We start from the raw sequence: 13,378 nt of genomic DNA, 5'->3' as shown, positions 1-13,378 counted from the left end.
TTATTTCCTGGGCTGCGGTCGTGCGGGTCACGCACCGGGCGGACGCAGGGTCAGGACGTCCATGCGCTCCAGCCCGACGGACGCCACGACGAGCCCCGATCCGTCGGGCTCGGGCCGGGCCATCACGTGGTAGACGGCGTAACCGCGATCCGGTACGCCCGCGGTGTCCCGCTGCTCGAGCGCGTCCCACACGTGCAGCTCGTGCGAGGCGTCGGCGGCCAGGACCAGCACCCGGTTGCCGGGAAGCGCGCGACAGACCAGGGACCGCACCGCCGTCACCGTGGTGCTCAACGGCCGTGGTTCCACGGCGTCACGTGGTGCGTCCGCCGCGGGGTGCGCGACGAAGACGCCCTTGTCGGTCGCCACGGCGACATGGCGGCGCCCTTCGTCGTCATGGGTGCCCGACACGGCGCGCACGGGTGCCCGCAGGGCGGGGTCCGCGGGCCTGAGGGGCACCGGGGTGCCTGGCTCGTCCCCTTCCCACAGCCATACGGTGTCGCCGGCGCCGGCCAGCAGGAAGGGGCGACCGCGGCAGGACTCGACGTAGGCGAGGTTGCGCACCATGTCGTTGGGCACGTGCAGCCGCGGCAGGGCCGTGGCGGACCGCACGTCCCAGCGCCGTACGTAGCGGTCGTCGGCGGCGAAGACCTGCACGGCTCCCCGTGCGGCCAGTGCCACGGCCTCCACGGCGCCGTCCTCCCCGGGGGCGACGTGCAGGGCGGTCGCCGGCCCGTCGCCGAGCCGGCGGACCATGACGGTGGGCCCGTGCTCGGTGCTGCGGCCGCCGGCCGCCAGCCACAGTCCGCCCGTGGTGTCGGCGCGCAGGTCCACGGCCTTGTAGGCGGCGAGCCCCGACTCGTCGTGGACGACCCGGCCGCGCAGGTTCCACACCCGTACGACGCCACGGGCGGCGAGTACGACGGCGCCTTCGGACGGACCGGTGCACACCAGCGCTCCGGCGTGTTCCATGCCCGGCGCGGGCAGACCCTCGCGGCCGGTGGAGGAGGCGGCGTCCGGCCGCGTCCCGTGTTCCCAGACCCGCACGCGGCTGCGGTCGGCGACGGCCACCCGGCCGCGCCGGTCGCGCAGCACGGCGACCGAGGTGGGCCGTGACCGGTGTCCGGTGAGCGGGGCCAGCTCATGGCCCGCGGCCACGGACCACTGGCGGATCCGTCCTCCGTCCACGGCGAAGAGCAGCGGTTCCTCCGAGTCGGACAGGGCGACGGTCGCTCCCGAGGGGTGCCGCAGCCTGGCCGTGAGTGCGCGCTCGGCCCGTAACGGTTCGCCGTCCGCCAGGCGCCACACCCGGATCTGCGGGCTGGAGCTGGTGACCGCGGCGACCCAGGGGCGCTCTCCCGCCGTGGTGACGGCGAGGCTTTCGACCCGGCCGGAGCCGGAGCCGAACGTGCCGCGGCACTGGCCGGTCCACGGGTCCAGCGCGGCCACTCCCCGGTCGCCGCCGAGCAGCAGGCAGGGTGCGGCCCCGGCGGTGGTCACGGCTGCGGCGAACACCTCGCCCACACCGCTCTGCCAGAACCCGCGATGCCGGTGCCGGTCGTCGCACCGTTCCCAGACGGCCACTTGGTGGCCGAAAGCGGCCGCGACTACCTCCCGGCCCGCCACGATCCCCGCGGCGACGGCGCTCACGGGCGCCGCCCAGCCGAACGCGTCGACGAGCCCCGTGCCGTCCGCGGGCCAGATCAGCACCCGCTCGGTGTCCGTCGCCACCGCCGCGGTCCCGCCCCCGGGCGGGGGAACGGCCAGCGCCGTCAGGCGGCGGGGCGCTCCGCCGAGCGCACCGGGCACGTGACCGCGTACGAGGTCGGGTCTGCCGCCGGTGCTGCGCCAGTGCCACAGGCGTTCACCGGCGGCGTACAGGCCGCCGTCGGGACTGGCCGCCACCACGAGGACGTTGCCGAAGGGCACACCGAGGCTGCGTTCGGGGGCGGAGCGCTCGGCGGTGGTCCACCGATCGCTCCAGTGCAGAGGCGCCGCGGAACGCGCCCAGGGCATCAGCTCCGGCTGCTGTCGCAGGGCCTCCGCCTGCAGCAGGGCGGCGCGTTCGGCGGGCGGCTTGGGCGTCAGGTCCTCGGCGACGGGCCGGTACAGTCGCGCCTCGGCCGAGGCGGCAGCGCCGGGGCGGTCGAGCTGGGCCACCAGCCGTTCCGGATCGAGCCGGACGAGCAGTTCGGCGTCCTTCAGGAGACCGGCCAGCTCACCGGCTCGTGCGGCGTGCGCCGCCGCGTAGCGCGCGATGTAGGGGTTGGTCGCCCCGCGTCCTCGGTACAGCGTGTCGTGAACGCGGCGGAGCACCGTCAGCAGTGTGGTGTGCGCCCGCTGTGCGGGGAGCCCGCAGGCGCGCAGCACATGGCTCGCGAGCGCCTCGTGGTTCAGCCGGTACACGGGTTGGCCGGCCTCGCCGTGCGCCACGATGTGCGCGCCGCCGGCCGCGCGGATCGCGACGATGTCGTGGGCCTCGTAACTTCTGTCGTCCCCTCGCTCGGCGGCGAGGGCCCGCGCCGCGGTGAGCCAGAGCCCGTCGTTCTCGGGCAGTCCCGCTCCGAAGGACAGCGCCAGTGGCAGGAGCAGACCGAGGGCCCAGCCGGCGGTGGGAGCCGGGCCCGGTGCGGCGGTGTCCAGCGCCCGCACCTCCTGCGCCAGGGCTTCGTCCAGTCCGGAGGCCAGTGCCTGGCGGAACTCCTCGTCGTCGGGGCCCACCACGCGCCCCAGCCGCAACAGGGCGGAGCAGTGCAGCTTGGCCACCAGAAAGGTGCCCTGGCTCTGTGTAACCAGGGCGCGGCACACGGCGTCCAGCGTCTCGCCGGCACCGCGGTAGGGCCCCGCGGAACCGCCGAGGCGGGCGCGCACATAGCCGGCGATGTCGTCGTGCCGGTCCGGCGCCTCGTCGAGGTCGAAGCAGGCGGCGCCGTCCAGGAGCGCTGCGGCGCCTCCTTGGGGCAGGGGCCGGGTGCCGATCAGGACACGGACGTTCGGCTCGTGGGAGAGCGGGACCAGGACGTCGGCGACGAGCGGGTCGAGCTGGGCGGGGTCCGCCTCGTCGAGTCCGTCGACCAGGAGGGTCGTCGACGCGGACGCGCGGCACCGGCGCAGCAGGTCGTCCATCACGGCCCGCAGGTCCGGCCGGCCACCGGCGGGTTCCGGGCATTCGAGCCCCTCGGCCAGCTCGCGCGCGCACTCGAGGGCGCTGCGGCCTCGGCACTGGATGCCGGCGTCGATGGCGCTGAGCAGCATCCTCTGCCGGGACCGGGACAGGCTGCGGTACTGCGGGGTGCCTGCGATGGTCATCAGGGCCAGCTGGGCGAGCAGGGCCGACTTGCCGGTGCCCGGGCCGCCGGTGACGATCAGCGCGCCGTTGCCGCCCGGCGCGCCGATCCAGTCGGCGAGGCGGTCGAGGTAGGCGCGTCGCCCGGTGAAGAAGCCGGTGTCGTCCTCGAGGAGCAGCCCGGTGAAGCGGCTTTTGAGCATCGACTGCACATGCGCGTCGAGCAGTTCCTGGCGGCGTGAGCGGGCGGCCGTGGACAGGGGGCGGGCCAGGGCGTCGTAGTACGGGTTGGCGAACAGGCCGACGAGCCTGTTGCCGCCGTGGAGTTGCGGGAACACGAGCTCGTCGGCGAGTTCGCTGCCGACGGCGTCGAGGACCTCGGCGGCGTGCAGGGCCTGTGCGTAGGGCGTCCACAGCAGCCGCTCGCGGAACTCCCGGCGCGGGTCGTCGCAGACGCGGCGGAAGGCGCTCAGCCAAGCGCCGAGTTTCGCCGGCTCGTTGCCGTGCACCGTGCCGAGGACGCCCACGCCGCGGAAGTCCGGCGACCCCTTGCCCGCCGGCTGCGGCCCGTGGTGGTCGTCCTCCCGGTCGAAGAACCCGGCGTGCACCTGACGTGCGATGTCCGAGGCGTGGCAGGTGTCGATGACCAGCAGGACGTCGCCGGTCACCTGCCGGAGCAGCCTGACCAGCCTGTCCGCGGTGAGATAGCCGTCGCCCTGGTCCGGCGTGAAGTCCCGGCAGGGCAGGAAGGCGGAGTTGCGGCCGTCCTTGAACCCGTGACCGATCCAATAGATGATCTTGCGCGGGGCTGGGGAGGCAGCGAAGCCCCGCAGCCCCTGCCAGACCTCCCGCTCCGTGCCGGTGACGGGCGGGCCGTCGGCCGTGAAGCCCAGCCGACGGGCCAGGGAGCGGAACTGCTCGGCGTGCTCGGGGGCGCCAGGAAGGTCGAAATGGGGGTGGTGGTCGTAGCTGTCCAGGCACACCACGAGGGCTTCACCGTGGTCCCCGCCCATACCCGCGCGCCTCTCCCCCGTCCGTGGAGCCATGTTGCCGCCCCTCGCATCGGTGTGCAACCGTCGTGTCCCGAAAGCACTTTGAGGGATGGGGGCACCCTTGCACGACCGGGAACACTTCCGTATCGGGCCGCTGCGCACCACGTGCTACGTCTACGAGGGGGACGGCACGCGGCCGATCACCGAGCGGAACCTCAGGGTCTACTACGAGGCGGACGAACCCGTGTACGTGCCGGAGGAGGTGCGACGCTGGCGTCAGGAGATCGAGGACGAGCAGCGCACCCGTGCGGTGGCGGGTCACGACCGGCGCTGGAACCATCCGCGGTTCGCGGTGGAGTCGGTGGCCGTGACCCGCAGCGACGACCGTGAGGACCCGATCGTGGAGATCAGATTCTCGCCGACCGACTACTTCACCTTCCTCGCCGCCCAGCAGCTGGACCGACGGCTCGAAGAGGGCGAGGGCGCGGGGACGACGCTGCGGGAGCACTACCTCGACGGCCGGGACCCCATCCTCGTCAACGGCTTCCTCTCCGCCAGCTTCGGCGCCAATGTCGCCGTGGTGACCGGCCGGGACGGCAAGATGCTGTTCTCACGGCGCAGTCCGACCGTCGGCGGCAACGCCGGGAACTGGAACTCCTCGGCGAACGAGGGGCTGTCCGGCGAGCACGACCTCAAGGACGGGGTGCCCGACCTGTTCGGCGCCGCCCGGCGTGCCCTGCGCGAGGAGCTGGCCGTCCACGAGGGCGACCGCTGTGAACTGGAGCTGCTCTCCTTCGCGATGGACACCGACCGCCACCAGTGGGCCGCCTTCTTCCTGGCGGTACTGCCGGACCTCGGCGAGGACCAGTTGCGCGACCGCTGGAGCCGGGGCATCGACGACAAGTGGGAGCACAGCGAGTTCCGTTTCGTCCCGGCGGAGCCCGACGACGTACTGGCGTTCATGCTCAGCCCCGAGGTGCGTGGCCACTGGACGCCCTGCGGCCCGGCCCTGTTCCAGCACGCGCTGGTCCGTCTCATGACGCGCCGGCTCGGTGACGCGGGCAAGGGCCGGCTGGCCGTGGAGCGGGCCATCGAGCGGGCCGTGGCCGATCCTGCCGACGCGCAGGCGTGAGCGACCGCAAGGTCCCTCGCCCACCCCGCCCGGTTTCGAACTGCTGTCTGTCATGCGGCAGGATGAGCGCTCGCGCCGTGCTCTGACGCCCCGTCGGGGGCCGGCGGCGCGCATCCCCGTACGAGCAGTTCGAGCAGGTGACAACGTGATGAGACTTCACATCCCGCCGTCGGCCGCGGGCGCCGGCGACCGTCCTCGTGGAGGCGGCCGGTGAACCGCGCGCTGACCCTGGACGACCTGGTGCTGGCCGGCATCGCCCTGGCAGCGGGCTTGGTGGCGGCGTTCTTCTCGCGCACCCTGCTGCGCTGGCTGGCCAAGCACGCCAAGCGGACGAAGTGGAGCGGCGACGACGTCGTCGTGGACGCCCTGCGCACCGTCGTGCCGTGGGCGGCCATCGCGGGCGGTGCCGCGTCGGCGGCGGCCGTGCTGCCGCTGACGCGGACCGTGCAGCGGACGGTCAACCAGTCCCTGACGGTGTGGCTGATCTTCGTCGTCACCCTGTCGGCGGCCCGGGTGATCGGCGGGCTGGTTCGCGCGCTCACCCAGTCGCGCTCCGGCGTCGCCGGGTCCGCGACGATCTTCGTCAACATCACCCGGGTGCTGGTCCTGGCGATCGGCTTCCTGGTGGTGCTGCAGACCCTCGGCATCTCCATCGCGCCCCTGCTCACGGCCCTCGGCGTGGGCGGTCTGGCGGTCGCGCTGGCCTTGCAGGACACGCTGGCGAACCTCTTCGCCGGCATCCACATCCTCGCCTCCAAGACCGTGCAGGTCGGCGACTACATCCGGCTCAGCAGCGGCGAGGAGGGCTACGTCGAGGACATCAACTGGCGGCAGACGACCGTGCGGGCGCTGTCCAACAACCTCGTCGTCATCCCGAACGGCCAGCTGGCCAAGACCAACATGACCAACTTCTCCCGGCCCGAGCAGGACCTGACGATCCTGGTGCAGGTCGGCGTGGCGTACGACAGCGACCTGGACCATGTGGAGCGGGTGACCAACGAGGTGATCGCCGAGATCATGACCGAGATCACCGGCGCCCTTCCGGACCACGAGCCCACCATCCGCTTCCACACCTTCGGCGACTCCCGGATCGGCTTCACGGTGATCCTGGGCGTCGGCGAGTTCAGCGACCAGTACCGGATCAAGCACGAGTTCATCAAGCGCCTGCACAAGCGCTACCGCGCGGAGGGCATCCACATTCCGGCCCCCGCCCGCACGGTCACGCTCCAGCCGGGCACGGTGACCATCCCGCACCAGCGGGCGAGCGAGGACACGCGGCCGGTCATCGTCCCCGGGGAGTAGAAGCGCCCCAAAGGGGCGCGGGGCCCCTTTCGACATGCGACTGCCGCCGCGTGGGCGCGACGAGCCACGACAGACGGGCGGTCGCCGGACCACCCATACCCCCCGAGCTGTGAAGCGCCTGCCCTGAGCACCGCGCCGTAGGCTTTACGCGGCATGACCTCCCCCACCGACACCCGCCTGATCGACCGACGGCTGGACGCCCTGGCGCGCCAGCCGTTCCGGTCGAAGTTCCACCTGCGCGGCCGCGACCGCGCCACCGCCGAGCTGAAGGGCCCGGCGACGATCCGCAGGCACGCCCACGACCTGATCGCGAAGCGCCTGGCACCGGCCGAGCCGTACAAGGACGGCAAGCAGACGCCGTACCGCGGTCACCCGGTGTTCGTCGCCCAGCACGCGACCGCGACCTGCTGCCGGAGCTGCCTCCAGCGCTGGCACGGGATCGGCAAGGGCCGTGAGCTGAGCCACGCCGAGCGGGACTACGTGGTGGAGGTGATCTGCCGGTGGATCGGGCGCGAGATGACCGGCGGTACCGGCCCGGACACGGTCCGCCGCCGGTGAGCCGGGCCAGCGCGGCCGGGCCGCGCGCTGGGCGCCCACGGCGCCGAATCCGGCCAGGACCCTTGTCGAGCCGGACCGCATCACGAGATATCTTGATGTCGAGCAATGTTGCAGACGTGGAGCGGAGCACCCGGTGACTGACTCGACCATCATCTATACGCACACTGACGAGGCCCCGGCCCTGGCGACGTATTCCTTCCTGCCGGTGGTCCAGGCGTACGCCTCGCAGGCCGGTGTCGATGTGAAGACCCGCGACATCTCGCTGGCCGGGCGCATCATCGCCGTGTTCCCGGAGTACCTCACCGAGGACCAGCGCATCCCGGACGCGCTGACCGAGCTGGGCGAGCTGGCCAAGACGCCGGCCGCGAACATCATCAAGCTGCCGAACATCTCGGCGTCCATCCCGCAGCTCAAGGCCGCGATCGCCGAGCTGCAGGGGCAGGGCTACGCGCTGCCGAACTACCCGGACGAGCCGAAGACCGACGAGGAGCGCGAGATCCGCGCCCGCTACGACAAGATCAAGGGTTCCGCCGTGAACCCGGTCCTGCGTGAGGGCAACTCCGACCGCCGCGCCCCCGCCTCCGTCAAGAACTACGCCAAGACCCACCCGCACCGCATGGGCGCCTGGACCGCCGAGTCCAAGACCGATGTGGCGACCATGGGCGAGAACGACTTCCGCTCCACCGAGAAGTCCGTGATCATCGAGCAGGACGGCACGCTCAAGATCGAGCATGTGGCCGCCGACGGCGCCACCACCGTGCTGCGCGAGTCCGTACCCGTCCTCGCCGGCGAGGTCGTCGACGCGTCCGTGCTGCGCGTCGCCCAGCTGCGCGAGTTCCTCGCCGCGCAGGTCGCCCGCGCCAAGGCGGAGGGTGTGCTGTTCTCCGTGCACCTGAAGGCCACGATGATGAAGGTCTCCGACCCGATCATCTTCGGCCACGTGGTGCGCACCTTCTTCCCGAAGACGTTCGAGAAGTACGGCGAGAAGCTCACCGCGGCCGGTCTGACGCCGAACGACGGTCTGGGCGGCATCCTCAAGGGCCTGGACGCCCTCCCCGAGGGCGACGAGATCAAGGCCTCCTTCGACGCGGAGCTGGCCGAGGGCCCCGAGCTGGCCATGGTCGACTCCGACAAGGGCATCACCAACCTGCACGTGCCGTCCGACGTGATCATCGACGCGTCGATGCCGGCGATGATCCGCACCTCCGGTCACATGTGGGGCCCCGACGGCCAGGAGCACGACGCCCTCGCCGTCATCCCGGACTCCTCCTACGCCGGCGTGTACCAGGCCGTCATCGAGGACTGCAAGGCCAACGGCGCGTTCGACCCGTCCACCATGGGCTCGGTGCCGAACGTCGGCCTGATGGCGCAGAAGGCCGAGGAGTACGGCTCCCACGACAAGACCTTCGAGATCGCCGCCGCCGGCACGGTGCGCGTCGTCGACGCCTCCGGTGCCGTGCTGATCGAGCAGAGCGTCGAGGCCGGTGACATCTTCCGCGCCTGCCAGACCAAGGACGCGCCGATCAAGGACTGGGTGAAGCTGGCCGTCACCCGTGCCCGCGCCACCGGCGACCCGGCCGTCTTCTGGCTGGACGAGACCCGCGCCCACGACGCCAACCTGATCGCCAAGGTCGAGCAGTACCTGCCCGAGCACGACACCGAGGGCCTGGACATCCGCGTCCTGTCCCCCGTCGAGGCCACCAAGCTGTCGGTGGAGCGCATCCGCCGCGGCGAGAACACCATCTCGGTGACCGGCAACGTGCTGCGCGACTACCTGACCGACCTGTTCCCGATCCTGGAGCTGGGCACCAGCGCCAAGATGCTGTCGGTGGTCCCGCTGATGGCGGGCGGCGGCCTGTTCGAGACCGGCGCCGGCGGCTCCGCGCCCAAGCACGTGCAGCAGCTGGTCAAGGAGAACTACCTGCGCTGGGACTCCCTGGGTGAGTTCTTCGCGCTGGTCCCGTCCTTCGAGCAGTACGCCGAGGCCACCGGCAACACCCGCGCCAAGGTCCTCGCCGACACCCTCGACCGCGCCACGGCGACCTTCCTCAACGAGGACAAGTCCCCGACCCGCCGCGTCGGCGGCATCGACAACCGCGGCAGCCACTTCTACCTGTCCCTGTACTGGGCGCAGGAGCTGGCGCAGCAGAGCGACGACGCCGAGCTGGCCAAGGCCTTCCAGCCGCTCGCCGAGACGCTCGCCGCGAACGAGCAGAAGATCGTCGACGAGCTGAACGCCGTCCAGGGCAAGCCGGTCGACATCGGCGGCTACTACCAGCCCGACCCGGCCAAGGCCGCCGCGGTGATGCGCCCCTCGGCCACCTGGAACGAGGCCCTGGCGTCCCTGAGCTGAACGCCCTGAACGTTCCGCACCCGGCGCCGGTCACCTGACCGGCCCGGGACACCACCTCCGCCCCGACCGCGCACCGCCCGGCCGGGGCGGAGGTGTCTCCGGGCGCGCACCGCCCGGCCGGGGCTGAGGTGTCTTGCGAGGGGCCGGGTGCGCCCTCGGCTGCGTCCTCGGCTGTGGCACCTTGATCATGCACACCGTCCCGACAACGCCCCCCGGAGCCGCCCCGTGACCCCCGTCGAGCCCTCGTTCGCCCTGCTCCCCGGTGCCGCCGACTCGCCCGTGCTCCTGCATGTGCCGCACTCCGCGCGGGAGATACCGGACGACGTGCGCGCCGGGATCGTGCTCGGTGATCCCGCGCTGGAGCAGGAGCTGGACCACATCACCGACGCGCACACCGCCGAGATCGCCGCAGAGGCGGCCCGGGCGGCCGGGGTGACGCCGTGGCGGTTCGTCAACCGGCTGTCGCGGCTGGTCGTCGACCCCGAGCGGTTCCCGGACGAGCGGGAGGAGATGCGGGCCGTCGGCATGGGCGCCGTATACACGCGGACCACGCACCGCGAGGTGCTGCGACCCGACGGACACGACCCGGAGCCGCTGCTGGAGCGGTACTTCCGGCCCTACGCGCAGGCCATGACCGAGGCCGTCGCGCAGCGGCTCGACGCCGTCGGGCGGGTCGTGATCGTCGACGTGCACTCGTACCCGGCCGCGCCGCTGCCGTACGAGCTGCACGGCACCGGACCGCGCCCGCCGGTGTGCCTGGGCACGGACGCCTTCCACACCCCGCCCGCCCTGCTGAAGGCGGCGCGCGAGGCGTTCGCCGGGTGCGGGGAGACCGGGCTGGACAGCCCGTTCAGCGGGACGTACGTACCGTTGGACTTCTACGGCCGTGAGCCGCGCGTCTGCGCGCTGATGGTGGAGATCCGCCGCGACACCTACATGAGCGAGCCGGGCGGCCCCGCCGGGCCGGGGCTCGGCAGGCTCGCCGACGCCCTGGCCGCTCTCGTGGACGCCGTCTCCGGCTGACCCGCGGCGCGCACGGATCAGGCCCGCAGCCACTCCGTGACGACGACGTCCCCGCCGGTCCGCAGCCGCAGGGCGAACGGGCCGGCGGGCGGCGCGGCGGCGCTGAAACGGCCCATCGTGTCGGCCGTCAGCGCGGCCCCGGCGTGCGGCCCGCTCAGCACCTCCACGCTCGCCGGCTGCGGCGGCAGTACCTGCCCGAACAGCCCCTCGGCGCCCACCTCGACGTCGACCGTCAGCTCCCCGGCCTGGAAGGTCAGCATCCGCGGCACGTCCGTCGCCCCGCGCACGGGCAGAGCGCCGGTCAGCGAGTCGAAGGTCAGCTCCGCGATCCGGGCGTCGAGGTCGTACAGGGCGTACGCCTCCACGGCGATCGCGCTCAGCGCGGCCGGCAGCGGATCCAGCACGTCGGCGGCCGCGCGCAACTCCCCTTCCAGCCGGTCCAGTTCCCCTTCCTCGGCCGGTCCGGGGCCGTCGCCGTCCACCGTCCCGAAGTCGCCGTCCACCGGCCCGAAGTCGCCGTCCACCGGCCCGAAGTCGCCGTCCGCCGCCCGGGAGTCTTCGTCCCCCGGCTCGAACTCGTCGCCCGTCGCCCCGAAGTCGTCGTTCCCCGGCCCGAGGCCGTCCCCGTTGTTCACCGCACCCCCCGTGCGTCCAGTCGCGCCCGCAGCCGGCGCAGGCAGCGCTGGCGCAGCGGGCCGATGCTGCCCACGGCGATGCCGAGCGCCGCGGACACCTCCTGATAGCTGGGCGGCGGCGAGGCCATCAGCACCCGCAGCAGCCCCTGGCACCGCTCCCCCAGCGCCCCCAGCTCCCGCCGCAGCCGGCGGATGCGCTCGCTCTCGGCGGCCGCCTCCTCCGCCTGCAGCAGCGACTGCTCCGGCGTGTACTCCTCGCTGGCCCGGTCCAGCAGTCGTGGATCGTCGGTCAGGGTCAGCCGTTGCAGACTCCTGATCACCTTCAGCGACTCGTGCCGCGCGGTGCTCGCCAGCCACGACCCCGCCTTGTCGGGCTCGCGCAGACGCCCCAGGTGCTGGGCGAAGCGGAACCACACGGTCTGGTAGACCTCGTGCGCGTCGGCGTCCGAGAGCCGGTGCGCGCGCACCACGGACCAGACCAGCGGGCTGAGCCCTTCCACCAGCGCCTTCCAGGCCGCGCCGTCACCGTCGACGGCGGACCGGACCAGCGTGCCGACCTCTGCACGGTCCACGACTGCCCCACTCCTCGTGTACGGCACGTCATGGTACGCCGTACGCAGGGCGGCCCCGCTCGTCATGACGCCGGGGCGGCCGCCGGACGCCAGGTGGGCGGCCGCAGTGCCGGCACGTGCGCCCCGCGTACCTCGGCGAACTCCCGGTTCGCGGCGAGCAGTCGGTCCCGCGCCGCACGCGGGTCGGTCTCCTGGTGGGCGCTCATGTGCGCGGCCACGAGCCCGGCGGCGACCGGGGTGGCGAAGGAGGTGCCGCTCCAGTGCGCGAGACCCTCGAACATCACCTGGTCCGGCTTGGCGCCGGTCTCCCCGTCGTCGCTGAGCAGTCCGGTGTGGCTCGGCGTGGTGCAGGTGCAGGCGTAGCCGAAGCCGTAGCGGCAGGCGTCGTAGGTGGAGTGGTGGTAGACGTACGGCACGGGCGTGCCGAAGCCGGTGAAGGTGCTGGTGAGGCGTTCGCCGGGGGCGTAGGCGCGCACCCAGGGGCCGTGGTTGGTGAAGCAGGCGCCGAACTCGCCGTCGTCGCGCAGCGCGCCGACGCTGAGCACCGCGTCCTCGAAGCCCGGCACGGTGGCGTAGGCGGCCGGCCAGAACGGGGCGGCGCTGGAGTTGTTGCCGGCCGCGGCCACCAACAGGGTGCGTTGTTCGCGCAGTTCGCGCAGGAAGGCGTCGACGCCGAGCAGGCCGTCGGTGCGGCCGTTGGAGGTGCCGGCCGACAGGCTGAGGATGTCGGGCCAGCCGTGCCGGTCGACGGCCTCGAAGAGCTTGTCCCCGAACTCGGACTCCAGGATGGCGCCGGCGTCGTTGAGGGTGCCGAGGACGGTGATGTCGGTGCTGGGCGCCACGGCGGCGAGCAGCCCGGCGATGAAGGTGCCGTGGCCCATGTACTGGCGCAGCACGCCCGACTCGTCGGTCTCCTGGGGGTGGGTGTCGCCCCGGGTGTGGGCGAGCAGCGGGTGGGCGCGGTAGTCGTGGCTGAGGCCGTTGTCGATCACCAGCACGCCCACGGCCCGCTCCGGGGCGTAACCGGCGTCCTCGGCCGCCGGGTTGAGGCGTGCGGCCCGTCCTGCGGGCACGGGCTCGTCGCCGGGGCAGGAGTTCACCGCGATGGACACCACGTGGTTGCGGCTGACGAGCCGGCGTCCGGTGCGGTCCTCGGCCTGCCGTACGGCGCGCAGCGCGTGACCGACGACGGGGTCGACGGGGTGGCTGCCCCGGCCGGGGTCGCCGACCTGGACGCGGGTGATGCCGGAGCGGTTGGCCTGCGGGCCCGCGCGCCGCACAGGGGCGGGGTCGAGGCCGTCGGTGGCGGTGAAGTGGGCGCGGACGGCGTCCTCGACGAACGCGGCGTCGTCGCCGTCGCGCACGAGGACCACGCCCTTTTCGAAGACGAACTCCGTCGCGTCGTCCGGGCCGAGGGCCAGCGCAACGCCGGGCATGGAGCGCTGGATCTGGTCGAACTGCTCGCGGAACCGCTGTGGTGGCATGTCGTGTTCCTCCCCCTCGGGGCGACCGTCGTAGGTGAGAGCCG

General features: G+C 72.9%; 9 protein-coding genes. 5 read left to right on the top strand and 4 right to left on the bottom strand.

Going from position 1 to position 13,378, the window contains the following annotated elements; all coding sequences use genetic code 11:
- Window positions 1-27 precede the first annotated feature (27 nt).
- Entirely contained in the window at window positions 28-4,296 is a 4,269-nt protein-coding gene (locus ACZ64A_RS04170; RefSeq protein WP_469808079.1) for an AAA family ATPase, read from the bottom strand.
- 100 nt (window positions 4,297-4,396) lie between these two features.
- On the opposite strand from ACZ64A_RS04170, the gene ACZ64A_RS04165 reads away from it, so the two are divergent.
- The 5 genes from ACZ64A_RS04165 (at window position 4,397) to ACZ64A_RS04145 (ending at window position 10,643) form a co-directional block, all read left to right on the top strand.
- Window positions 4,397-5,407: a translation initiation factor 2 gene (locus tag ACZ64A_RS04165; RefSeq protein WP_469808078.1), complete on the top strand. Its 1,011-nt coding sequence runs from the start codon at window positions 4,397-4,399 to the stop codon at window positions 5,405-5,407.
- A 210-nt stretch (window positions 5,408-5,617) separates the two neighbouring features.
- Window positions 5,618-6,709 carry a mechanosensitive ion channel family protein gene (locus ACZ64A_RS04160; protein WP_469808077.1) on the top strand — a complete coding sequence of 364 codons (1,092 nt, stop codon included), beginning with the start codon at window positions 5,618-5,620 and terminating at the stop codon, window positions 6,707-6,709.
- 153 nt (window positions 6,710-6,862) lie between these two features.
- On the top strand, window positions 6,863-7,267 hold the full coding sequence (locus tag ACZ64A_RS04155) for a DUF4186 domain-containing protein (protein ID WP_469808076.1): 405 nt from the start codon (window positions 6,863-6,865) through the stop codon (window positions 7,265-7,267).
- 133 nt (window positions 7,268-7,400) lie between these two features.
- Complete coding sequence (locus ACZ64A_RS04150; protein WP_469808075.1) at window positions 7,401-9,620, top strand: NADP-dependent isocitrate dehydrogenase; 2,220 nt, start codon at window positions 7,401-7,403, stop codon at window positions 9,618-9,620.
- 225 nt (window positions 9,621-9,845) lie between these two features.
- A complete protein-coding gene (locus tag ACZ64A_RS04145) occupies window positions 9,846-10,643 on the top strand; it encodes an N-formylglutamate amidohydrolase (protein ID WP_469808074.1) in 798 nt (265 codons plus the stop codon).
- Between the two features lie 17 nt (window positions 10,644-10,660).
- Here ACZ64A_RS04145 and ACZ64A_RS04140 read toward each other — a convergent pair whose 3' ends face one another.
- The 3 genes from ACZ64A_RS04140 to ACZ64A_RS04130 form a co-directional block, all read right to left on the bottom strand.
- Window positions 10,661-11,125, bottom strand: a complete 465-nt coding sequence (locus ACZ64A_RS04140; protein WP_469809050.1) for a hypothetical protein — start codon at window positions 11,123-11,125, stop codon at window positions 10,661-10,663.
- Window positions 11,126-11,274: 149 nt separating this feature from the next.
- Entirely contained in the window at window positions 11,275-11,850 is a 576-nt protein-coding gene (locus tag ACZ64A_RS04135) for an RNA polymerase sigma factor (protein ID WP_469808073.1), read from the bottom strand.
- A gap of 62 nt (window positions 11,851-11,912) precedes the next feature.
- The gene (locus ACZ64A_RS04130; protein ID WP_469808072.1) at window positions 11,913-13,334 is read right to left on the bottom strand and encodes a S8/S53 family peptidase; all 1,422 of its coding nucleotides are present in this window, start codon (window positions 13,332-13,334) and stop codon (window positions 11,913-11,915) included.
- Window positions 13,335-13,378 lie beyond the last annotated feature (44 nt).

The organism is Streptomyces sp. NPDC104814, assembly GCF_055583185.1.
This window is presented reverse-complemented; position numbering and strand designations above follow the sequence as displayed.

Excerpts from the sequence above, each read along its gene's own strand:
- ACZ64A_RS04155 (WP_469808076.1), top strand. The coding sequence starts at position 6,863 with ATGACCTCCCCCACCGACACCCGCCTGATCGACCGACGGCTGGACGCC.
- ACZ64A_RS04130 (WP_469808072.1), bottom strand. The coding sequence starts at position 13,334 with ATGCCACCACAGCGGTTCCGCGAGCAGTTCGACCAGATCCAGCGCTCC.
- ACZ64A_RS04170 (WP_469808079.1), bottom strand. The coding sequence starts at position 4,296 with ATGGGCGGGGACCACGGTGAAGCCCTCGTGGTGTGCCTGGACAGCTAC.